General features: G+C 61.5%; 19 protein-coding genes. 14 read left to right on the top strand and 5 right to left on the bottom strand.

What is annotated here, in order from left to right:
- Positions 1-350: 350 nt before the first annotated feature.
- The gene (locus tag RI103_RS29470; protein ID WP_310816122.1) at positions 351-4067 is read left to right on the top strand and encodes a YadA-like family protein; all 3717 of its coding nucleotides are present in this window, start codon (positions 351-353) and stop codon (positions 4065-4067) included.
- Positions 4068-4174: 107 nt separating this feature from the next.
- Here the strand turns inward: RI103_RS29470 and RI103_RS29465 are convergent, their stop codons facing one another.
- Positions 4175-4303, bottom strand: coding sequence for an oxalate:formate antiporter (locus RI103_RS29465; protein WP_310816119.1), 129 nt, complete (start codon positions 4301-4303; stop codon positions 4175-4177).
- Between the two features lie 10 nt (positions 4304-4313).
- Complete coding sequence (locus tag RI103_RS29460) at positions 4314-5717, bottom strand: OFA family MFS transporter (RefSeq protein WP_310816118.1); 1404 nt, start codon at positions 5715-5717, stop codon at positions 4314-4316.
- Between the two features lie 525 nt (positions 5718-6242).
- Here RI103_RS29460 and RI103_RS29455 point away from each other — a divergent pair.
- The 6 genes from RI103_RS29455 (at position 6243) to RI103_RS29430 (ending at position 10937) form a co-directional block, all read left to right on the top strand.
- Entirely contained in the window at positions 6243-6464 is a 222-nt protein-coding gene (locus RI103_RS29455) for a hypothetical protein (protein WP_310816116.1), read from the top strand.
- Positions 6442-7161 (top strand): GntR family transcriptional regulator, encoded by a 720-nt coding sequence (locus RI103_RS29450; protein ID WP_310816115.1) that lies wholly within the window; start codon positions 6442-6444, stop codon positions 7159-7161. Before RI103_RS29455 ends, RI103_RS29450 begins: the two co-directional genes overlap by 23 nt.
- Before the next feature lie 427 nt (positions 7162-7588).
- The gene (locus RI103_RS29445; protein ID WP_310816114.1) at positions 7589-7789 is read left to right on the top strand and encodes a hypothetical protein; all 201 of its coding nucleotides are present in this window, start codon (positions 7589-7591) and stop codon (positions 7787-7789) included.
- Between the two features lie 87 nt (positions 7790-7876).
- On the top strand, positions 7877-9124 hold the full coding sequence (gene frc / locus RI103_RS29440) for a formyl-CoA transferase (protein WP_310816113.1): 1248 nt from the start codon (positions 7877-7879) through the stop codon (positions 9122-9124).
- 18 nt (positions 9125-9142) lie between these two features.
- The gene (locus tag RI103_RS29435) at positions 9143-9961 is read left to right on the top strand and encodes a fumarylacetoacetate hydrolase family protein (protein WP_310816112.1); all 819 of its coding nucleotides are present in this window, start codon (positions 9143-9145) and stop codon (positions 9959-9961) included.
- 64 nt (positions 9962-10025) lie between these two features.
- Positions 10026-10937: an NAD(P)(+) transhydrogenase (Re/Si-specific) subunit beta gene (locus tag RI103_RS29430; RefSeq protein ID WP_310816110.1), complete on the top strand. Its 912-nt coding sequence runs from the start codon at positions 10026-10028 to the stop codon at positions 10935-10937.
- 65 nt (positions 10938-11002) lie between these two features.
- Here the strand turns inward: RI103_RS29430 and RI103_RS29425 are convergent, their stop codons facing one another.
- Together RI103_RS29425 and RI103_RS29420 are read right to left on the bottom strand one after the other, a co-directional pair.
- The gene (locus RI103_RS29425; RefSeq protein WP_310816109.1) at positions 11003-11308 is read right to left on the bottom strand and encodes a hypothetical protein; all 306 of its coding nucleotides are present in this window, start codon (positions 11306-11308) and stop codon (positions 11003-11005) included.
- 96 nt (positions 11309-11404) lie between these two features.
- A complete protein-coding gene (locus tag RI103_RS29420; RefSeq protein ID WP_310816107.1) occupies positions 11405-12352 on the bottom strand; it encodes a LysR family transcriptional regulator in 948 nt (315 codons plus the stop codon).
- Positions 12353-12760: 408 nt separating this feature from the next.
- Here RI103_RS29420 and oxlT point away from each other — a divergent pair, with 408 nt between their 5' ends.
- The 3 genes from oxlT (at position 12761) to RI103_RS29405 (ending at position 16622) form a co-directional block, all read left to right on the top strand.
- The gene (oxlT, locus tag RI103_RS29415) at positions 12761-14104 is read left to right on the top strand and encodes an oxalate/formate MFS antiporter (protein ID WP_310816106.1); all 1344 of its coding nucleotides are present in this window, start codon (positions 12761-12763) and stop codon (positions 14102-14104) included.
- A 29-nt stretch (positions 14105-14133) separates the two neighbouring features.
- On the top strand, positions 14134-15105 hold the full coding sequence (locus RI103_RS29410) for a LysR family transcriptional regulator (RefSeq protein ID WP_310816104.1): 972 nt from the start codon (positions 14134-14136) through the stop codon (positions 15103-15105).
- Between the two features lie 65 nt (positions 15106-15170).
- Positions 15171-16622, top strand: a complete 1452-nt coding sequence (locus RI103_RS29405) for an aldehyde dehydrogenase family protein (protein WP_310818605.1) — start codon at positions 15171-15173, stop codon at positions 16620-16622.
- Positions 16623-16722: 100 nt separating this feature from the next.
- Here RI103_RS29405 and RI103_RS29400 read toward each other — a convergent pair whose 3' ends face one another.
- Positions 16723-17700, bottom strand: coding sequence for a 2-dehydropantoate 2-reductase (locus tag RI103_RS29400; RefSeq protein WP_310816103.1), 978 nt, complete (start codon positions 17698-17700; stop codon positions 16723-16725).
- Positions 17701-18143: 443 nt separating this feature from the next.
- On the opposite strand from RI103_RS29400, the gene RI103_RS29395 reads away from it, so the two are divergent.
- From RI103_RS29395 to RI103_RS29380, 4 genes are all read left to right on the top strand, one after another.
- Positions 18144-19559: an undecaprenyl-phosphate glucose phosphotransferase gene (locus tag RI103_RS29395; RefSeq protein ID WP_310816102.1), complete on the top strand. Its 1416-nt coding sequence runs from the start codon at positions 18144-18146 to the stop codon at positions 19557-19559.
- A gap of 151 nt (positions 19560-19710) precedes the next feature.
- Positions 19711-20913: a polysaccharide biosynthesis/export family protein gene (locus tag RI103_RS29390; protein ID WP_310816100.1), complete on the top strand. Its 1203-nt coding sequence runs from the start codon at positions 19711-19713 to the stop codon at positions 20911-20913.
- On the top strand, positions 20910-21347 hold the full coding sequence (locus tag RI103_RS29385) for a low molecular weight protein-tyrosine-phosphatase (protein ID WP_310816099.1): 438 nt from the start codon (positions 20910-20912) through the stop codon (positions 21345-21347). The genes RI103_RS29390 and RI103_RS29385 overlap by 4 nt, the downstream gene beginning before the upstream one ends.
- A gap of 3 nt (positions 21348-21350) precedes the next feature.
- Positions 21351-23561, top strand: coding sequence for a polysaccharide biosynthesis tyrosine autokinase (locus RI103_RS29380; RefSeq protein WP_310816098.1), 2211 nt, complete (start codon positions 21351-21353; stop codon positions 23559-23561).
- Positions 23562-23616: the final 55 nt, after the last annotated feature.

Raw genomic sequence — 23616 nt, 5'->3', positions numbered from 1 at the left:
TTGAGTGTCGGCGGTAGACTCATTGCGGTCGGTGTTCATCCAGCTTGGGAGCTTCTGCCGGAATTGTCCCTATCGAATGCGCCGATTCCGAAAAATCGAACCTGTTGCTTATAAATGCCTAAAACAACGAGCGCGATTTAGGAGATTTGGCATTTTAAGTCCTAAACGGGCTATGCCGTTTTTCCGATATAAGCTAAAAAATAGCTTTCCAAGGTATATTTGTGTTCGGCGACTTGGTGTCGTGGCGAAGTAGCAATGCTGTCTTAAGTTTCTATTGGTTTGAGCTAAATAATTAGGATGGCGTAGTAAAAATCCTAGTGCATGGATCTTCTATAAAAAGATTGGGAGGAATGTTGAACAAGTCTTATAAGACCGTATGGAACAAAACGACCGGCACGTACGCAGCCGCGTCCGAGGTGGCGAAAGGCCGTGGTGCGAAAGGGGCTTCGGTACGCGGGTCGCTGGTGGCCGCGAGCGCCGGGCTGCTGAGTGCGCTGGCGTTTTCGCAACCCGCGGCGGCCGTGGAATGTGCGTCGTCGGAACAGGACTGTCTCAGCATCGCGGAGGCGCTGGCGGCTGGACTCGCGGTGCCGGCTACGGCCGATGCAGCCAGGCCGGCGGACCTGGCCGCCGCAATCAGCAACGCAAGCGTGTTTACCGGCAGTCCGGCGGCTGCCGCGGCGGCGCGGCCGTCCATTGTCAGTTCGATCCAGACCAGTTCGCTGGGCGCAAGCGCGGCTCCATCGGTGACCGACTATATCGCCGTCAGTCCAAATGTCGTTCGCGGAACTACCACCAGCGCGTCGACCGATATGAACGCGATGGCCATCGGCCCGACGGCCGCGGCAACCGGCTACAACGCGTTGACGGTTGGCGCGGCCTCGATTGCCGGGTCCGACTATTCGACCGCAGTCGGTTCGGCGGCAGGGGCGGCCTCGGTGAATTCGACCGCCATTGGCGCGATGTCGACGGTTGCGGCCTATTCGGATAACTCGGTAGCGATCGGGTACAACTCCCGCTCAGCTGCAAACAATACGATATCGGTTGGCTCTTTCGCGAGCGCCTCGTCGAATGGATCCGTGGCCATCGGCTACAACACATACGTCAACTCGATGGCAAAAGATTCGATGGCCATCGGTTCCAATTCATCAGCCACCGCCTCGGGCTCGGTCGCGCTGGGCACCGGCTCCATCGCCGACCGCGCCAATGTCATATCGGTGGGCAGCCTCGCGCAAGGCCGCCGGATCGCCTATGTCGCAGCCGGCGCGCGGCCTACCGACGCGGTCAACGTCGGCCAGCTTGCCGCCGTGACCGAAGCGCTCGGCGGTGGCGCGCTCGTCGACCCGAGCGTCGGTACGATAGTCGCACCGGCCTATACCGTTGGCGGGACAACTTATCACGATGTCGGCGCGGCACTCGCCGCGGTCGTTTCAGGTAGCGTCGGCGCCAGCGCCGACTCGCTGCGCTACGACACGCCGAGGCATGACGTGGCGACGCTCGGCGACACGGTCACGCCCGTCAAGCTGACCAATGTCGCGGATGCCACGTTGAGCGGCGCCAGTAAAGACGCCGTGACCGGCGCGCAACTTTACGGCACCAATCAGGCGGTCGCGCAAAACACCACGGATATCACCAACATCACCAATAAGATCAATAACGGCACGACGGGTCTGCTTCAGCAAGACTCGGTCTCGCGCGATCTGACCGTGGCAAAAGGCACGGACGGCAAGCACGTCGATTTCACGGGAACGGCGGGGGCGCGTGAACTGCTCGGCGTGGCGGCGGGCACGACCGCGGGCTCGGCGGCGAATGTGGGGCAACTCGGTCAGGCCGTCGCGTCGCTCGGTGGCGGCGCAACGGTCACTGCCAACGGCTCGGTAGCCGGCCCCACTTACCACGTGCAAGCCGGCACGCAGACTACGGTCGGTAGTGCGCTCAGTTCGCTCGACACGGGTCTGTCGTCGTTGCAGTCGCAGATCAACATCGGCACGATCGGCCTCGTCAAGCAGAATCCCGCTTCTCGCGACATTCTTATCGGCTCAGCCACCGGCGGAACTCGCGTCACCGTGGCAGGCACGGACGGGAATCGCGTGATCTCCGGCGTGGCGCCCGGTACGATCAGTGCTGCCAGCAGCGAGGCGGTCACCGGCGCGCAGCTCTATGCGGGTACGGCCGACGCGGCGGCGGCACTAGGTGGCGGCTCGGCGGTCAACGTGGACGGGTCGCTGAAAAAGCCTGTGTATCGCGTTGGCGGAAGCACTTACACCGACGTGGGTTCCGCGCTCGCGGCCGCCGTCACGACCAGCACTCTGGCCGGCGCCGATGCCGTTCAGTACGATTCCACCTCACACGACAGCGTCACGTTGGGCGGGGCCGCCGCGCCGGTTCGCATCACCAACGTGCGCGCCGCGAATCTCGCTGCCGACAGTTCGGATGCCGTCAACGGCGCGCAACTGTTCGCTACGAATCAGGCCGTCACGCAGAACGCCGGCAGCATCACCAACCTCGATCAGCGCGTCACGGATAACACGACGAACATCAGCAAGCTCGACCAGCGCGTCACCGATAACACGACCAACATCAGCAATCTGGATCAGCGCACCACGACGATCGAAGGCGACGTGAGCAACATCACGAACCAGATCAGCAATGGCGAGATTGGGCTCGTTCAGCAGGATCGGACGTCGCGCAATCTGACCGTCGCGAAAGACACCGACGGCGCCCGAATCGATTTCACCGGCACCGGCGGTGCGCGCCAACTGACTGGCGTCGCGGCGGGCACGACGGATGCCTCCGCGGTCAATCTCGGCCAGTTCAAGCCGGTGGTGGCCGCGTTGGGCGGCGGCGCGCAGATCAACGCCGATGGTTCGCTGACCGGCCCCAGCTATCACATGCAAGGCGGCACGCAGACCACAGTCGGCGACGCGCTCGGCTCGCTCGACAACGGCCTCAGCACCTTGCAGCAGAACATGCAGACCGGTGGCGTCGGCTTGGTCACGCAAGACACGGTGTCGCGTGTCATCAACGTCGGCGCGACGACGGACGGCAATCTGATCAACATGGCCGGCATGGCGGGCAATCGGGTCGTCACGGGTGTCGCGCCCGGCGCGGTCAGTGCCGCCAGCAACGACGCGGTCAACGGCGCGCAACTGTACGCGCAGGCGGCGAGCACCGCGGTGGCGCTCGGCGGCGGGTCGACCGTCAACGCGGACGGTTCTGTGACGGCGCCGTCGTATCGCGTGGGCGGCGCGGTGGTGAACAATGTCGGCAGCGCGATCACCAACCTGGATGGCCGTGTCACGCAAAACAGCAGCGATATTGCCGGTCTGCAAACCACCATCGGCAACCTCAACGGCGCGGTCGCGAACGCGGTGCAGTACGACAGTTCGGCGCACGACAGGATCACGCTCGGCGGCACGGCGGACAATGCGCCGAAAGTACAACTGACCAATCTGCAGGACGGCACGCTATCGGCCACCAGCACCGACGCGGTGACCGGTGCTCAACTCTGGAACACCAATCAGACTGTCAGCGGTCTCAGCCAGATGGTCCAGGTGGTGCAGAACAATCAGACCACCGGCAGTCCCTATGTGTCCGTGAACAGTTCCGGCAACGCCGCGCAGGCGATCGGCAACGGTTCGGTGGCGATTGGCGGCGGCGCGAAAGCGTCCGCGCCGAACTCGGTGGCGATCGGCGAGGGCTCGGTGGCTGATGTGACGAACACGGTTTCCGTGGGCTCGTCCGGCAACGAGCGACGCATCACGAACGTCGCACCAGGCCAGGCGCCCACCGATGCGGTGAACATGCAGCAGTTCCAGGGCGGCTTGAGCGACATGGCGCGCAATGCCTACTCAGGAACGGCGTCGGCGTTGGCGCTGACCTCGATCCCGGAAGTCGATGCCACCAAGAACCTCGCAATCGGCGTCGGAACGGCCGGTTACAAGGGGTATCAGGCGGTGGCGGTGGGTCTGTCGGCGCGCGTCACGCAGAGTTTGAAAGTGAAGCTCGGTGCGGGCATCAGTTCCGCCACGACCGCGGTCACGGCCGGTGCGGCGTATCAGTGGTAGCAGGGAGGCGCGCGATCGGCGCGTCCGTAACGCGCCGGTAGATAGTCAACGAGTCACGCTCGCTGGAGGCACCCCGTCGTCTGAACGCGCGGGGTGCCGGGCGACATTTACTTGAAGAGCTTCATCGCCTGCGAGAGCGTATTGACCACGCCCCATGCGAGCGGCAGCGTCACATACAGCCAGAAGACGGCGAGTTTGACCTTGCTGGTCTGATTCACGACTTGAACGGTCGACATGCGAGTCTCCTTAGGCGCCTTTGGCGAGTTGTGCGTCGGTCATGTGGTGTTTGTCGTCCACGCGCTTGATCAGCAGGTTGCAGACGAAGCCGACTACCAGCAGTACGGCCATGATGTGAACGGTCATCGTGTAGGCATCCGCCTTGGCCACGCCTTGCGCGACTTGATAGGCGCGAATGTAGTTCACCAGCACCGGACCGGCGACGCCCGCCGCGGCCCACGCCGTCAACAGACGTCCGTGAATGCCGCCGACGAATGCGGTGCCGAACATGTCTGCGAGATACGCCGGCACGGTGGCGAAGCCGCCGCCATACATCGTCAGGATCACGCAGTAGGCGAGCACGAAGAGGGCGATGTGCCCCGACGCTGCGAAGCCCGGCACGAGGTAGTACAGCACCGCGCCGAGCGCGAAGAAGATGAAGTAGGTGTTCTTGCGGCCGATCCAGTCCGACGCCGACGCCCACACGAAACGGCCGCCCATGTTGAAGAGCGACAGCAGGCCGACGAAACCGGCCGCGGCGGCCGCCGTCACCGTATCCTTGAAGCTCTCCTGAATCATCACCGAAGCCTGGCCCAGAATGCCGATGCCGGCCGTCACGTTCAGGAACAGCACGAGCCAGATCAGATAGAACTGCGGCGTCTTCAACGCCTGATCGATATGCACATGGTTGCGCGAGATCATCTTGCTTTGACCGGTCGCGTTCGGCGTCCAGCCGGCCGGCTTCCAGTCCGCCGGCGGCACGCGGATCGCGAGTGCGCCGATCGTCATCGAGATGAAGTAGGCGATGCCGAGCACGACGAACGTTTCGGCCACGCCGATGCTGGTCGCGCTGCGGAAGTGGTTCATCAACGCCACCGACAGCGGCGCGGCGATCATCGCGCCGCCGCCGAAGCCCATGATCGCCATGCCCGTCGCCATGCCGCGGCGATCCGGGAACCAACGGATCAGCGTGGACACCGGCGACACGTAGCCGAGGCCCAGCCCGATTCCGCCGATCACGCCGTAGCCGAGATAGAGCAGCACGATCTGATGCAGATACACGCCGAGCGCGGAAACCAGGAAGCCGCCGCCGAAGCAGCATGCGGCGGTAAGCATCGTCCGGCGCGGGCCGACGCGTTCGAGCCACTTGCCGGCGAAGGCCGCCGACAAACCGAGGAATACGATCGCCAGCGAAAAGATCCAGCCGAGCGACGTCAGCGACCAGTCATCCGCGCTGGATTGTGTAATGCCGATGACTTTGGTCAGCGGGCCGTTGAACACCGAGAAGGCATACGCCTGGCCGATACAGAGGTGGACGGCGAGGGCCGCGGGCGGAACCATCCAGCGTGAAAAGCCTGGCTTCGCAACGGTGGCCTGTTTGGAAAAGAAGGGGGCGGAGCCTGAACTCCCGCTCGGCTCTGTGATACTGCTCATGGTCGGTCTCCGGGGTGACGAATTAGTTCTTATCGGCGTTTCACACCAAATGCTGGAGATTTCGCGGCGTAATGTGGTGGCTTTTTGATGCCGTCAATATATGTGTTTTGATTGCATATGACGTGCTCTAATTCGCGGCGAAACCAGCATGGTCGAACAATAGGGTGCGACCAATTCCTTGGCAATATGAGATGCAAATACATAAGGTGTTTGCCTGGTGAAAGGCGACCGCAATTTGTCGAATCGCGGCTTGGCGGGCGGCTGTCCGGAATAAACTACCGGATGCGACCGCGATGAACGGCGTGAACGTGCGAACGCGGCTGCGCGCACGGCGCATTTTCCGCATCTACCCCACGCCCTACGCGTTCAACAAGGCAGTTGAAGCGCCGCAGAGCAGCCCGTGCTACCTTGAGGATGCAATCCGGAAAACAACAGTGTCTGATATACTACATACGGAATATTGATTTTTGCGGCATTGCAGCATATGATTGAGTCATTCAATCACTCAATCATTCGGAGTTACAAATGGAAGTTGTTCCTCTCTCGCTGCTCGCCGTCGCTTTCGTAGGTTTGGGCTCTGCCGCCACTGTGCTGCTGACTCGCTGGGTTCCGCAACCGGTCGCGCAGCTGGCAGCGCAACATGGTCGCTTCGTTGGTCTGGGCGAGCAGCGCGTGGCAGTAGCGGCAGCGCCGTATCGTGCGCGTGTTCAACAAGAGGCGATGAATGTCGTCAGAACTTCAAACTGAAGCAGTGGCCACACCGTTGACGTTGTCATTGCAGCCGATCGGCGCGAGCGCGAGCTTGCGCGATCAGGCGTATGCCATGCTCCGCCAGGCCATCGCCGACGCGGACATCTACCAGAACCGCGAGGAAATCCGTCTCGACGAGCGCGTGCTGAGCGAATCGCTCGGCGTCAGCCGCACGCCGGTGCGCGAGGCCATGACGCTGCTGGAGCAGGAGGGTTTTCTGCGCATGGTGCCGCGGCGCGGCATCTATATCGTGCGCAAGAGCAAGCGCGAAATCGTCGAGATGATCCAGATGTGGGCCGCGCTCGAAAGCATGGCGGCGCGTCTGGCGACGCTGCACGCCACGGACGAGGAAATCGCCCGGTTGCGCCACATGTTCGACAATTTTCGCGATGCGACGCCGGCTGAGCACATCGCCGAGTATTCGGACGCCAACATCGCGTTTCATCAGGCGATCGTCGAGTTATCCAAGTCGGGGATCATTCTCGACACGATCAAGAATATCTTCATCCACGTGCGCGCGATTCGCCGCATGACCATTTCGCAGAGCGACCGCGCTTCGCGGTCGATCGCCGATCATCTGCGCATTATCGAGGCGCTGGAACAACGGGATACCGAACTGGCCGAGCGTCTCACGCGTCAGCACTCGCTGGATCTCGCCGCGTTTGTCGAGGCGAATTGCGATTTTCTGGATTGACGGTAGGCCGCGTAGGCCGCATTTGATTGGCGAAGGTGGATAAGAAGGGCCCGCGGTGGAAACGCCGCGGGCCTTTTTGTTTGCGCCAAAACGCTGATGACGTGCGGCCTCGCGAGCGATGCGGGATAAACCTCGCTTGACGGTCGGTGAAATATGGTATGTGATATATCAAAAGACGCAGACGAAAAGACGACGTCGGTGTTTTCCCTCGAACCGACCGGAGATCGTCAGCGTTTTTTGCCGCAAAGACACGCCAGACAGGCAACGGATGCAGAAAGCGCGTCGAAAGTTGCGTGGAAAAACTAGCTTGATTGACTTTGATATATCACATACGGTGTGGGGCAGACTAAGTGATGCCAATGGGACGCACGTCTCGAAACGCGTTCACCGACAAGCCTTTGCGTAATTGCTTGACCAGGAGCCGACTATGTCTGCAGTTGTGTCATCCCTGCATCCAGCCATGGGCACGATGCGCGAACACCCGACCATGCAGGAGGCGCGCACTGCCGACGCCTTGCAGCGTGCTCGCAAAGCGAACCGTCGCACGGGCCGCCCGGCGGTCGCCAATATTTGCGTCGACACGCGCGTGTATGCGCTGGAGACCCGCAACCAGACCGTGTACAAATAAGACGCCACCTTCAACAACCATGTTGCATGAGACCAGAGTAAGGCGCTGAAGCGCCAACTCTGGTCGACAGGAGACAGGAGACAGGACATGAGCAAAGCACTCGACGGTGTGCGCATTCTCGACTTCACACATGTGCAATCCGGACCCACCTGCACGCAACTGCTTGCGTGGTTCGGCGCGGACGTGATCAAGGTGGAACGGGCGGGCGCGGGTGACATCACGCGCGAGCAGTTGCGCGATATTCCCGATGTGGACAGCCTCTACTTCACGATGCTCAACCACAACAAGCGTTCGGTCACGATCGATACGAAGAACCCCGAAGGCAAGCAGGTGCTCGAAGCGCTGATCCAGACATGCGATGTGCTGGTGGAGAACTTCGCGCCGGGCGCGCTGGACCGCATGGGCTTCACGTGGGAGCGGATTCAGGAGTTGAATCCGCGCATGATCGTCGCTTCGGTGAAGGGCTTCGGCCCTGGGCCATACGAGGACTGCAAGGTCTATGAGAACGTCGCGCAATGCGTGGGCGGCGCGGCCTCGACGACAGGCTTCGACGACGGGCCGCCGGTCGTGACGGGCGCGCAGATCGGCGACAGCGGCACTGGCTTGCATCTGGCGCTCGGCATTGTCACGGCGCTTTATCAGCGCACGCACACCGGACGCGGCCAGCGCGTACTTGCGGCGATGCAGGATGGCGTGCTCAATCTGTGCCGCGTGAAGTTGCGCGATCAGCAGCGGCTCGAACGCACCGGCGTGATGAAAGAGTATCCGCAATATCCCAACGGAGAGTTCGGCGAAGCGGTGCCGCGCGCGGGCAATGCGTCCGGCGGCGGTCAGCCGGGCTGGATTCTCAAGTGCAAGGGTTGGGAGACGGACCCCAACGCGTATATCTACTTCATCACGCAGGCGCCGGTGTGGGCGAAGATCTGCAATGTGATCGGCAAGGAAGAGTGGGCCACGCATCCCGATTACGCGACGCCCGCCGCGCGTCTGCCACACCTGAAGGACATCTTCGCGGAGATCGAGCGCTGGACCATGACGAAGACCAAGTTCGAGGCCATGCAGATTCTCAACAAGTACGACATTCCGTGCGGACCGATTCTGTCGATGAAGGAAATTGCCGAAGAACCTTCGCTGCGCAAAACCGGCACGATTGTCGAAGTGGATCATCCGACGCGCGGGAAGTATCTGACGGTTGGCAATCCTATCAAACTGTCCGACAGTCCGACCGAGGTCACACGCTCACCGCTGCTCGGTGAACATACCGACGAAGTCATGGCTGAACTCGGCTATTCGACTGAGCAGATCAGTGCATTGCGCACTGCCGGCGCGATCTAGATGAACAGGGAGCAACGTATGGATACGTGGATGCGGTTCATGTCGGGCGACGGCGGCGTCGTGTTCGGCCGTGTGGAAGGCGGTTATCTGCACGAGTATGAAAGCCTGGACCACCCGGTGCCAACCGGGGCCGTGCTGTCGACGCGCGCGCTGACGCCGCTCGCTCCGTGCGCGCCCGGCAAGGTCGTCGCGTTGTGGAACAACTATCACGCGCTGGCGGCGAAGCTCGACAAGCCCGTGCCCGCGCATCCGCTTTTCCTGCTCAAGCCCGCGGGTTCGGTGATCGGCGCGGGTGAACCGATCCGGCGGCCACTCAGCTACGCGGGCAAGATCGTTTATGAGGGCGAGCTCGGCATTGTGATCGGGCGTCGCTGCCGCGACGCGAGTGTCGAAGAAGCGGCCGAGGCGATTTTCGGCTACACGCTCGTCAACGACGTCACCGCCGCCGATCTGCTGAACGAGAATCCGCACTTTCCGCAATGGTGCCGGGCGAAAGGTTTCGATACGTTTTGCTGTATCGGACCGGCGATCGTCTCCGGTTTCGACTGGCAGCAAGCGCGCCTTCTGACAATGCTGGATGGCGTGGAGCGGCAAAACTATCCGCTCGCCGACATGGTTTTCTCGCCGGCTGAGCAGGTGAGCCTCATCTCGCAGGATCTGGCGCTCGAGCCCGGCGACGTGATCGCGTGCGGCACGTCGGTCGGCGTCGGGTCGATCAAGGATGGCGCAACGGTGTCGATCACAGTCGACGGGATCGGCACGCTGAGCAATACCTTGAGCGCCGCGCGCGCGGGCGCCGCGGTGGGCGCGGAGCCGGTCGCGACAGGCGCTGTCTGAACGGTTGACTGATCCCGCGATCCATCGGCCCCGATCCCATGCATCGCAACACGGAGGAGCACGCATGCCGCTAGCGTTTGACAGTACTGTGTGGTGTTCGCTGGCTGTCGTGTTTGCTTCCGTATTGGCCGTTGCGCTTGCCGCGGTCGGGCAACTGCCGCTCGAACGGCGACCGAAGCGCCGCCCGGACTGGCAGGCCGGCGCATTGGCCGCCACGCTCGCGGGGCTTTTCGCAGCCGGCATGGGCGCGAGCAACGGCGTGGTCGGCGCCGCGGTCGCCGGCGCGGTGCTCGGCGCATGGCTGGTGCGCCGGCGCAACCTGGCACGGCGCCCGCGCCTCGTTGCGCTGTTGGGCAGCAGCATGGGGCTCGCTGTCATGTCGGGCGGCTTCGCGCGTTATCTGTCGGCGGCGGCGCAGGCGAATGTCGAGCGTGTCGAACTCTATGTTGCCGTGTTCATCGGCGCGTTGATCTTTGCCACGTCGGCCATTGCGTTCTGCAAACTGCGCGGTACGCTGCAGCGCGGCGTGATGGTGCGTCCGGGGCACGGCATCGTCAACCTGTTTGCGCTGCTGCTGTGCGGTTGGCTCGGCTATGGATTCGTGACGGAACAGGCGCAGCCATTCGGACTCGCCGCGCTACTCGCGATGAGCGCGCTGGCTTGTGCGATGGGTGTGCATCTCATGCTGAGCCGCGAGTATGCCGACAGCCACGAGCATGGTCACGATTCAAGCGAACTCGCCTTTGCCGCGCGTTGCCATAGCCTGACGATGGGCAAGCGCGGCCTGTTGTCACGAATCGAATGGCGCGGTGGGGAAGAGCAGGCTTGGACACTGCGCGACGCAGCACCAGACAGCGTGCGCACGGCAGCCTACCCGCATCGTCGAAACGGGAGTCATGGCACACATGGGGAAGCGCGGCAGCGTGCTTTCGCCCGCCATCGGCCGGCGCGCGACACAACACGGCGCGCGCCATGAATGCACTCACCCCTCGACTGGCAGGCGCGACCCTGGGCGAGATCGAGAAGATCCCGCCGACGCCTTCAGTCGCCCGCCACCGCGAACTTGCTGAAGTACTGGGCTTTCTTGTGCAGAATCATTTGAGCGAGAAAATCGGCGTCGTAGGCTCGGTGGAGATGGGCGTGAAACCGCTCGATGTACGCGGTGATACGCGCCGCCTCGCCGTTGAATTCCTTGAGCACGTCGAGCGTGGCGCGATCCCAGCGGAAGCGCAGGCCGAGGTCGCTGAAGGCGGCGTTATACGCGCTCAGGTGTGCATCGTCGAGATGGATCGCGGCAACACGGGCAGTGTGCGCGTTGGGATGAGACTCAACCGAAGCATGATTCATGACCGGCCTCCTAGGCTGACGAGTGATAGAACTCGCTTGCAGCATAGAAGTCCTGACGAATCTGCAATAGTTAAAGTTTCAATGGTTCTCCATAGCCTACTGCTTATACACGCTCAATTCCCTGACGCGCGTGATCTTCTCGATCAGATTCGCGCCTTCCTCCATCAGGAAGCGTTTGAAAGCGACCGCAACCGGCGGCAGCCGTTTGTTCTTTCGATGCACCACGTACCAGTTGAGCATGACCGGAAAGCTCTCGACATCGAGCACGACCAGATGGCCGAGCTGCAATTCGAGGCTGATGGTATGCGCGGACAGAAAGGCGATGCCCATACCCGCGATCACGGCCTGCTTGATCGTCTCGGTGCTTTTGATCTCCATGGCGATCTTGAGATTCGAAAGACGCCCGGCGAAGCCTTCTTCCATCGAATTCCATGTGTCCGAGCCGCGCTCCCGCACGATAAAGGCTTCGTTCGCCAGTTGGCTGAACTTGATGTTGCGCTTATTGGCAAGCGGGTGCGTGGGCGCCGCCACGATCACATACGGGTGCGGCGCGAACGGTTCGTTGGTCGCGTCGGTCTCGTGGGGCGGGCGCACCATCACCGCGAGATCGGTCTGGTTGGTGGCGAGCTGATGCAGCAGTTCCTCGCGATTGTGCACGGCGAGGTTGAGCACGACGCCGGAATAGCGGCGCGTGAATTCGGCGAGCAGTCGCGGAAAGAAGTAGTCGCCGGCGCTGATCACCGCAACATTCAGCTTGCCACCGGAGACGCCTTTGAGCTGGCTCATCGCTTCGTCGACTTCATGAAACTGCTGGATGATCGCGCGGCTGTAGTGAAGCATTTCGGTGCCAGCCGGCGTCAGATAGATCTTTTTTCCGAGCTGTTCGAACAGCGGCAGCCCGGCGTGTTCTTCGAGTTGCCGCACCTGGGTGGAGACGGCCGGCTGGGTGAGATGCAATTCCTCGGCGGCGCGCGAGAAGCTCAGGTGCCGTGCCACCGTTTCGAAAACCTTCAGTTGCCGCAGAGTTGCATTCCGCATCGTCATGACCGATGTATAAACAAATGTGAATCAACATAATAACAAACTTTAATTATTAGTAATTCAGCAATGACCCTAGCATGACTCTGTATAAGAAAGCGGAATTGTCACCGGGAAGAAGCGGCGAAATACTCGGGTTAACGCTTGGATTCGAGGCCTGAAGGACGGGGCAGCCGGCGCCTCGTGGTGTAAAAGGCATTAATTGATCGGAATAAAGCACTTCCCATAAAGCGATGATTTAAGTCCGTCTGTTTTAAAGCAGCGGATTAAAGAAGAAAATATCAAAATATTCCCGGAGAGGACGGCTTTTCGGGTCATAACCATAAGATGGGCGCATACAGCGCGGTGTGTCCCCGAGGGACTTCCTCCGGGACGTCGGCCGCCTGCACCAGATAAATAGTGGAGACAAGGCTCATGGACGATATCAGTCAGCAGACTACGACCGGCGCATTTTGGGCGAACCGTTGGTGGCAACTTGTCATCGGCATGGTGTGCATGGCACTCGTTGCCAATCTTCAATACGCCTGGACGTTGTTCGTCACACCGATGAACGCGCGGCATCACTGGGGCGAAGCGTCCATTCAGCTCGCCTTCGCGATCTTCATCCTCACTGAAACGTGGCTCGTGCCGCTCGAAGGCTGGCTCGTCGACAGGTTCGGACCCCGCCCCGTGGTCGCGGGCGGCGCCATTTGCGCGGGCCTTGCATGGGTGATGAATTCGTATATCACGACCTTGCCGATGCTGTACGTTTCCGCGGTCATCGCCGGGATCGGCGCGGGTGGGGTGTACGGCACGTGCGTGGGCAATGCGTTGAAATGGTTTCCTGACCGCCGCGGACTTGCCGCGGGTCTCACGGCAGCTGGCTTCGGCGCGGGCGCGGCGGTGACGGTGATTCCGATCGCCAACATGATTACGCGTTCGGGCTACGAGCACACGTTCTTCTTCTTCGGCATTCTGCAAGGCGGCTGCATTCTGGCGCTCGCGCTATTGCTGAAGAAACCGAACCTGCGTCCGCAAGCCGCGGCGAAGAAGAAGTTCGCCGTCTCGAAGGTGGACTTCACACCGGGTCAGATGATCAAGACGCCGGTGTTCTGGCTGATCTACGTGTCGTTCGTGGCAGTGGCCGCGGGTGGTTTGATGGCGACCGCGCAGATCGGTCCGATCGCGAAAGACTGGGGCCTCGCACGCATCCCGATGACGATCTTCGGCATGACCTTGCCGCTGCTGACCGCCACACTTTCCATCGACAACGTATGCAACGGATTCACGCGTCCGCTGTGCGGCTTCATCTCCGACAAGCTCGGCCGTGAAAACACGATGTTCGTGATCTTTATCGGCGAGGGCCTCGCGCTGCTCGGCTTGATGCAATACGGGACCAACCCCTATGCGTTCATGACGTTCGCCGCGTTGATCTTCCTGTTCTGGGGTGAAATCTTCTCGATCTTCCCGGCGATCTGTGCCGATACCTTCGGCAGCAAATATGCCGCGGCGAACGCAGGCACCTTGTACACTGCCAAAGGCACGGCTTCGCTGCTGGTGCCGGTTGCTTCGGTACTGTCGGCGACGGGTGGCTGGAATCTCGTCTTCATCGTCTCCGCCGTCGTGACGATCGTCGCGGGCATCTCGGCGAAATTCGTACTCGCGCCGATGCGCTCGCGCTGGATCGAATCGCACAACGAACCTCAGGGTGTGCTGGCGGCCGCCGGCAATGGCAAGGCTTCGCGGCTGAGTCACTGGCCTGAGCAGACAGGGGAATAGGGTAATGGCCCACACCCGGCAGTGACGTTATGAATGTTTCGTTACAGCAACTCAAGGTGTTTGTCGCCGTCGCGCGTGAGCGGAGTTTTACGCGCGCGGCGCGTGAGTTCGACCTGACGCAATCGGCGGTGAGCCGCTGCGTGCGCGAACTCGAAGAAGCCGTCGAATTAAAGCTGTTCGACCGTACCACGCGCCAGGTCGAACTGACTCATGCGGGCGCGAGCCTCGAGCGAAGGATCGGCCGACTGCTCGACGAAATCGAACTGACGCTGCGCGAAGAGCGGGCCGCTTACGACCGGCACACTGGCGTGGTGGTGCTGGCGAGCAACCCGGTGCTGTCGTCGAGTTGGGTGGCGCAGGGACTCGCGCGCTGCGCGGCCGCCTTTCCCGAGCTGACCGTCTCCGTCAGGGATCAGCCGCAAAGCGGCGTGCTCGCGAGTGTCGAGCAAGGCGAGGTGGACTTCGGCGTGGTCTCGCTCGCTGAGCCTCTTGCTGGCGACCTGTTGCACGCGCAACCGGTTTTCACGACGCCGCTCCATGCGGTCATGCCGGCCGCGCATCCGCTTGCCCGCCACACCAGCGTTGCATGGAGCGCCTTGCACGAATGGGCGCTCGTCACGCTGAACGCCGACACGGGTGTGCGCGCGGCGCTCGAACTCGCCTTCAGCACGAACGGCGTGAAGCGCCGGCCGGTGCAGGAACTCGGACATGTCGCGGCAGTGCTGCGCATGATCGAACTGGGGCTCGGCGTCGGCATATTGCCCATCGACACGCATTGGCCCGCAATAGGCGCATCATTGGTCAGCCGGCCGCTCGCGCCCGCGATGAATCTGGCGACGGTGCTCGTGCATCGCCGCAACCGTTCCCTCCGACCCAACGCCGCGGCGGCCTGGGCACAATTCTCCGGGATTTCGCATGCCACCGACGTGTCGCCGTCCGCGTCGCAGATATTCACGAAGCAGACCATTGCACGCGACGGCGCCGTTCTCCACGAACCCTAGATCCTCTACCGGAAAACCGGTTCGCAAGCACTCAGCCATGCAACATCCAAGCAAGGAGCTTCATGATGGAAACTGAAACCGACCTCCGGCGCCATGATCTGCTGATCGACGGCAAGCGCTTGCCGCCCGGTACCGGCGAATATTCCGTCGACATCAATCCCGCCACCGAAGAGCCGATCGCGCTGGTTGCGCAAGGCAGTGCCGCCGACGTGGACGCCGCGGTTCGCGCGGCGCGCGCCGCATTGAAAGTATGGAACGCGATACGCACGGCCGAGCGCGGCCGCATTTTAATGCGTCTCGCCGGCCTGATGCGCGTGAATCTCGAGGAACTCGCCGCGCTCGAAAGCCTCGATGCCGGCAAGCCGATCGCGGCGGTGATGCGCCAGGACATTCCGGCCGCGATCGATACGCTCGAATACTACGCAGGCTGGTGCGACAAGATCAACGGTCAGGTCGTGCCAGTGCGCCCCGATGCATTGACGTACACGTTGCGTGAGCCGGTGGGCGTGGTCGCCGCGATCGTGCCGTGGAATTTCCCGCTGATGATCGGCATGTGGAAGATCGCGCCGGCGCTCGCGTGCGGCTGTACGCTGATCGTCAAGCCCGCGGAGATCACTCCGCTCACGGCACTTCGCATCGGCGAACTTGCACTCGAAGCGGGCGTGCCGCCGGGCGTGCTGAATATCGTCACCGGCAAGGGACGTGTGGTCGGCGATGCGCTGGTCGCGCATCCCGGCATCGACAAGGTGACGTTCACGGGCTCGCCCTCCGTGGGGCGCGGCATTCTTCAAGGCGCGGCCGGCAATTTCAAGCGCGTTACGCTGGAGCTCGGCGGCAAGTCGGCCAACCTGATTTTTCCGGATGCGAATCTCGACAACGCGGTCCGCGCCGCGGCGTCGGGGATCTTCTTCAATACCGGGCAGGTGTGTTCGGCGGGCTCGCGCATTCTCGCCCATCGCGATGTGTACGACGAAGTGGTCGAGCGCCTCACCGCGCGCGCGAAGGCGATCAAGGTCGGCGATCCGTCGTCGCGCGAAACGTCGATGGGGCCGCTCATCTCCGCGGCGCAGATGAAGACGGTGCTGGGCTATGTCGACACGGGCCGCGCCGAAGGCGCATCGCTCGTGGCCGGCGGCGCGCGGGTGGGCGAGCGCGGCTTCTTCGTCGAGCCGACTGTGTTTGCCAACGTCGAGCATGAAATGCGCATTTCGCAGGAGGAAATCTTCGGGCCGGTGGCGAGCGTGATTCGCTTCAACGACGAAGCCGACGCGATACGGATCGCCAACGGCACGTTGTACAGCCTCGCCGCGGGTGTGTGGAGCGCGGACATCGGCCGGGTGCATCGGGTTGCGCGGGATCTGAAGGCAGGGACCGTGTGGATCAACACCTACGGCTACACTGATGTGCGTCTGCCATGGGGAGGGTCGGGCGACTCGGGGTTCGGCCGCGAACACGGCGACGTCGCGATTGAAAACTTCACCGAACCCAAGGCGGTGTGGCTCGCTATCGATCAGTAGCATTAAAAAAAGGATCGAACGCATGCGGCGTTCGATCCTTTCTTGTTTGCGCTTGCCGATATGCGGCGCAGAGCGATCTTCCGATCGCTCTTTCTGAATCTCAATCTCCCTGCAACGCCATTCGTTCGCGCAGTTTGATGAGCGCCAGCACGACGTCGATAGTCGGCGTGGGCTCGGCGACGAGGCGGCCCATTTCCTGCACCACCGTCAACAGCGGATCGATCTCCATCGGACGACGGTTCTCCAGGTCGACCAGGGTCGAGGTCTTGTGTGCGCCGACCGCGCCCGCGCCATCAATACGCTTTTCCACGTCGACGCGAAAGTGCACGCCGAATTGATCCGCGATGCGCTTGGCCTCGAGCATCATGGTGCGCGATACCGCGCGCGTGCCGGGGTCGCTGGTGAGCACGTCGAGCGTGGCATGCGTCAATGCGCTGATCGGGTTGAAGCACAGATTGCCCCACAGCTTGAGCCAGATTTCGTCGCGGATATTGTCGCGGATCGGCGCATCGAAACCCGCCGCCTGCATGATCTCGTGCAATTGCTGAATTCGCGGCGTGTGTTCTCCGCTCGGCTCGCCGATCGGGAATTTCTTGCCGTAGACGTGCTTGATGACGCCTGGTTCGACGATTTCGGCAGCGGGGTACAGCACGCAGCCGATCGCGCGTTCGGGACCGAGCTTGGTCCATTGACCGCCGTCCGGGTCGACGCTGGCGAGGCGTGTGCCGGCGAATCTGCCGCCGTGCTGATAGAAGTACCAATAGGGAATGCCGTTGACGCCCGTGACGATGGCCGTGTGCTTGCCGAGCAGCGGCTGCATTGCATCGACCACGCCGGGCAGCGAATGCGCCTTTAGCGTGACGATCACGAAGTCCTGCACGCCGAGTTCGCGCGGATCGGACGTGCAGCGTACCGGCGCGCTGAACGTCTCGCCGTCCATGATCAGACGCGCGCCGTGTTCGCGCATTGCCGCGAGATGCGCGCCCCGCGCGACGAAACTCACATCCGCACCGGCGCGCGCGAGTTGCACACCCATCAAGCCGCCGATCGCTCCCGCTCCGAAGATACAGATCTTCATGATGCCGCTCCTCTGATGATGAATAGTCGTTTGCCCGATGCCGTATCTCGCCGTGCACAGTCTGCGGGTCATTGTTCGAGCATACGGGGGTGGGACGATTGCAGATAGTTAAAGTTTCTCGATAAATGCATTAGGGATTGGTTATGGACGGCGGCACACCCGACAACGCAAGAATAGGACTGTACCGAAGCGGAAAGCAGAGCGGGAAGTCCGGCAAATCCCCTAGTCGATTGGGAAATTTCTCAAGTCCGCACGATCTGCGTAGGGGCAGAATGCGACCTCATAAAGAAGTTACGCATGCAGGCAGCATCGCAAACGAATTATTGAGAGCGGTGCCATCAAGTCAAAGGTCGATGTGAGCTATCCCGCCGTGTTCTTGCGTGTGGCACCCGTGTGTGAGTTGCAAGGCGTCGGATCGACGGCTCCGTGCTAGGCCGGATCTCATGCACACGGTGATTCGAAAAACCGCCGGCCGGGATTTGGCGGAGATGGAAAGCGTGCTGGCGCGCCTGCTCGATGCGATGTTGATCGCGTTGTCGGCGGCTCTGGCCGCGCTACTGTTCAAGCCTGGCCTGGGGCAGTCGATTCTCGAAGGCGCATTCGTCGCTCTCGACATAGCGTTCGCAGTGTTGCTGCTGCCCTGGTTCGGCGTGTATGACTCGTGGCGTGGTCGCTCGAAATGGCGCTTGGGCGTCAACCTGGTGTTCGGCTGGGTCGCGGTGCAGGCCTGTGGTCTCGCGATGTTGTTTCTGCTGCATCGCGCTGCGTCGGTGTCCCGGCTATGGTGCGTGAGCTGGACCGTGATCGCCGCTGCGGCGCTGGTCGTTTCGCGGTTGGCGGTGCATGCGGTACTCAGTCGAATGAGACGCGGCGGCCGCAACTTGCGAATGGTTGCTGTGGTTGGCACCGGCGCGCATCGCGACGCTGTGATCGCCAACATCATGGGCTCACCCGATGCGGGTTTTCGGGCGGTTGCCGCTTTTAACACGCGACAGGATAGCGGGTCTGGGTTTCCTGGCTTGCCGTCGTTCGAGCGTCTGCGCGAATTCGCAGACTGGGTACGCCGTGAACAGATCGAAGAGGTATGGCTCGCGTTGCCGATGTCCGAAGAGGACACCGTGCTGCGGATCCTTGAAGAATTCAGCGGCGATCTCGTCAATTTGCGCTTCATTCCTGACGTGCGCAGTCTGGCGATGTTCGATCGGAACATGGTCTATCTGATTGGCGCACCGGCCATCAATCTGATGGCCTCGCCGATGACGCCGTGCGCCCTGGTTCAGAAGGCGGTTTTCGACCGGCTGTTTGCGAGCGTGGCGCTGCTGGCGTTGTTGCCGCTGATGCTGTCGATCGCGATTGCCGTCAAGGTGACTTCGAAGGGGCCGGTGTTGTTCACCCAGCGGCGCAAGGGCGCGGACGGCCGCGTCTTCCGCATTTACAAGTTTCGTTCGATGCGCGTGCACGTGGAGCGGCCTGGCGAGGTTCGGCAGGCGACGCGTGGCGATCCACGCGTGACTCGTGTCGGCGCATTTTTGCGTCGCACCAGTCTTGATGAGTTGCCGCAGTTTTTGAATGTGCTGCGCGGGGAAATGTCGGTGGTCGGGCCGCGGCCGCATGCGATCGAACATGACGATCAGTATCGGAGCATCGTCGATGGGTATATCCATCGATACCGGATCAAGCCGGGGATTACCGGGTGGGCTCAGGTGAACGGTTTTCGCGGGGAAACGGATCGGGTTGAGAAGATGCAGGCGCGAGTGGAACACGATCTGTATTACTTGCGGAACTGGTCGTTTGGGTTGGATATGCGGATTGTGTTTGCGACGGTGGTCAAAGGGTTGTTGCATCGGAATGCGTATTGAAATGCGGTTCTATGACTGGCTGCGAGCCGATCGCTTGGGAAATAGTCAGCGTAGAAAAGGCGCATATCGCGATGGAATATGAATCACATTTGTCCAATGTCGGACAGCGCGAGCGTCGCTTCGGCACGTTGGCTTGAATAGGTTGAACACGATGTTAGCGGTATTTCTGACCAGGCCGGCGTTCAGGCTTGGGGTTTTGACGACGGCGGTAGCCCTGTTGACCAGCGCGTGCGCAGTGGCGCCGGGCATGCGGATGGAGACGTCTCGTGTGCAGGCCATGCCGGACGTGTCCAGTACGTCGAGTGTTGCTGAAGAAACCGGCGAAAGTGCAGCAAGTGAAAAAGCGAATGCAACCACAAGCACGCCCGACATCGCGATAACGGAGGTCGACGCGGCGCTGATCTCACAGTTGGCGAAAAGCCGCAAGCAACAGCAGCTCGAACTGTCGCAATTGCTCTCTGGAGCGCCGCAGGCATACGCGGTCGGGCCGGGCGACGTGCTGCAAATCGTCGTTTGGGATCACCCGGAATTTGCGGCCGCACTTGGTTCATCGCAAACACAATCATCGTCGCGGTCGGGAGATCCGCTTGCTGGATTCGTCGTCGATCAGAATGGCGGCCTGACGTTCCCGTATGCAGGCACGCTGCGCGTGATCGGTCTGCGCACCGAAGAGATACAGCAACGCCTGAGCGGCGCGCTCGCAAAATACTTCGTCAAGCCACAAGTCACCGTGCGGATGGCGTCTTACCGTGCGCACCAGGTCTACGTCGACGGCGAAGTGCATAGCCCCGGCGCATTGGCCGTCAACGACGTGCCCATGACACTTTACGAAGCAGTCAGCCGCGCCGGCGGATTCAGCGAAACGGCCGACCAGAGCGACCTCGTTCTGGTGCGTGGAGATCAGTCTCACCGCGTGAATCTGACGCAAATGCTTGCCCAGGGATTGAGCCCGTCGCGCCTCTACCTGAAACCCGGCGACCTGCTGCGCGTCGTGTCGCGCGACGAAAACGACGCGTATGTGATGGGCGAAGTGAACAAACCGGTCTCGGCAATTCCGCGGCGGACCGGGCGCATGACGTTGGCCGACGCACTCTCGCAGGCCGGCAGTGTCAATGCTTCTACGGCGGACGCTGCTCAGATGTTCGTGATTCGCGGTTCCCTGACGGGCACGCCGCAGGTGTTCCACCTCGACGGCCATTCACCGGTCGCGATGCTGCTCGCCAAGGATTTCGAATTGCAACCGAAAGACGTGGTGTATGTCGATGGCAGCGGCCTCGTTCGCTTCAATCGTGTGCTGAGTCTGCTGATGCCGTTGATTAGCACGGGGTTGACTGCGGGGGTGATTGCGAAATGATTGGGGTTTTGATGGTGTGCGAGGGGAATGTTTGTCGCAGTCCGGTTGCGCGAGCGATTCTCGAACGGGCGCTGCCTTACGTCTCAGTGAGTTCAGCAGGTACGCGAGCGCTCGTTGGCAGGCACGCGGATCCGCTCGCCGTTCAGATTGCGCGCGAGCACGGCGTGGACATTAGCGGTCACCTGGCCGAGGCACTCAGCGACGAACACGTACGCGCAGCAGATGTAGTGCTGGCCATGACGAATACTCAGCGTACGGTGATTCTCGATCGATTCCCTTCTGCGAGGGGAAAGGTTTTTCGTCTGGGCGAGCATGAGCAGCTCGATATCGTGGATCCGTATCGGCGGCATCGAGTCATTTTTGAACTCGCCTTCGCGCAAATCGAGCACAGTGTTTTGAAATGGCGCGAAGACATTGCCAGGCTGACGCACTGAATCATGAAATTACTTGATCAGGAACGCTCGGCCGACGCGCTGGGTGAAAATGAAATCACGGTGTCCGACGTCATCGCATTGTTGGGCGAGAATCGGCTTTTGATTGTGTTGACCACTGCGGCGATGCTGTTTCTCGGCGTTGCCTATGCATTGGTCGGCACGCCATTGTACAAAGCCGAGGCGATGATTCAGGTCGACAGGGACCCCGGCAGCGACACGCTCAATGACAAGCTCGGCGACCTCGCATCGTTGTTTCAGAGCAAGGCGTCGACTGACGCGGAAATTGAACTGATCCGTTTGCGGATGGTGGTCGAAGAAACTGTCCGAATTTTGCATCTTGATGTAAAGGCGGCGCCACACCGATTCCCGCTGCTCGGAGCGCTGATCGCACGGCAGGTGCCCGCAGGCGGTTCCGCGAGTCCCGTTTTGGGGATGAGCAGTTTCGCCTGGGGCGGTGAGAGTTTGGGCCCGACGCAATTCGACGTACCTGCTGCACTCTACGATCAGCCTTTCAGATTGATGGTCGTTGGAGAGCAGGCGTTTGAGCTACGCGATCCGGACGGCCGCACGGTGCTCCGCGGTCGCGTTGGCGTTGCGGGACAGGGTATGACGCAGTACGGCTCAGTGCAACTGAAAGTGGACGGCATGGTGGCGCGCGTCGGCACGTCGTTCGATCTGAAGAGGGCCTCTACGCAACTGACGACCGCGGATCTGCAAAGCGCACTCAATATCAGCGAAAAGGTGAAGCAGTCGGGAATCGTCGCCATCTCGCTCGAAGGCCCGGACGCACTCAGGACCGCTGCGACCGTTAACCGCGTCGCCAGCATCTACGTTCAGCGAAATGTGGACAGGAAGTCGGCGCAGGCGCAGCAGATGTTGCAGTTCCTCGGCGACCAACTCCCCCAGTTGCGCGCAGATCTCGACGAAGCCGAAGCAAAATACAACGCGTTCCGCACGCAGAACGGCACCGTCGATCTGGAAGCCGAAGGCAAGCTGCTGCTGCAATCGATCGTCGATAGCAAAACCAGGTTGATCGAGTTGGAACAGCAACGTTCCGCGCTCGCGCAGCGGTACACGGCGGAACACCCGTCCGTGCAGGCGATCGATGCCCAGATCGGTGAATTGCAGGAACAGCAGAGCGCCTTCAATGAGAAAGTGGCAGCGTTGCCGAACATGCAACAACAGGCGCTCCGTCTCATGCGCGACGTGCGGGTCGACACGGACCTATACACAAAGCTGCTGGATAGCACGCAGCAGTTGCGTGTGCTGAAGGCGGGCCAATTGGGCAATGTTCATACGGTCGACTACGCCGAGGTGGCCGAAAAGCCGGTCAAACCGAAGAAGGTCCTGGTAATCGCGCTGTCGGGCGTGATCGGACTGCTGCTTGGATGCACCATCGCATTTGTGCGCAGTACCATGAATCGTGGACTCGAGACTCCATCGGAAATCGAAGGCGCGGTCGGCGTGCCGGTGTTCGCGATCGTCTCCAGGAGCGCGCGGCAGCGTTCATTGCAGCAATCCGTTCGCGGTGGCGCTTCGGTATTGAACGTGCTTGCGGCGATTCGACCCGACGACGTGGCGGTGGAAGGCATCCGCAGTTTGAGAACGGCATTGCAGTTCGGCTTGCTCAAATCGCATACCAACATCGTGATGTTGACGGGGCCGCGGCCGGACGTCGGCAAGTCGTTTCTCTCGGTGAATCTGTCCGCCGTGTTATCGGCCGGCGGCAAACGTGTGCTGTTGGTCGACTCGGATATGCGCCGCGGTGACGTGCATAAATATTTTTCGCTTCCCAGCAAACCCGGCCTATCCGACGTGATTGGCGGAGTCGAGACGGCTAGCGCTGTTTACCGCCAGGTCGTACCGAACCTCGACGTGTTGACGAGTGGAGGCATTCCCACGAGTCCGGCTGAGATGTTGATGAGCGATGCCTTCGGAAAACTGCTTGCGCAGTTTAGCAAACAGTACGACGTGGTGATCGTTGATTCTCCGCCTGTGCTGGCCGTGACCGACCCGGTGCTGATCGGCAAGCACGCAGGCCTGACATTGCTCGTCGTTCGTCACGGGCGGCACTCGGCCGCCGAACTCCAGGAAAGCGTGCGTCAACTGAGTAGCGTCGGCCGCGCTGTCGACGGCGTCTTGTTGAACGACGTGCCGCAACGTGCCAGCGCGTACGGTGCATTCTCCGAGTACGGAGGCGGAAAGTCCGCGTAATGGAATTCGGCGAATGGTCACGGCGCCATGGGGCGTCTTCCACAAAAGTTGGATC

Source organism: Paraburkholderia sp. FT54, assembly GCF_031585635.1.
Classification (GTDB): Bacteria; Pseudomonadota; Gammaproteobacteria; order Burkholderiales; family Burkholderiaceae; genus Paraburkholderia.
The sequence above is the reverse complement of the archived record's forward strand: the minus strand, read 5'-3'. Positions and strand labels throughout refer to the sequence as shown.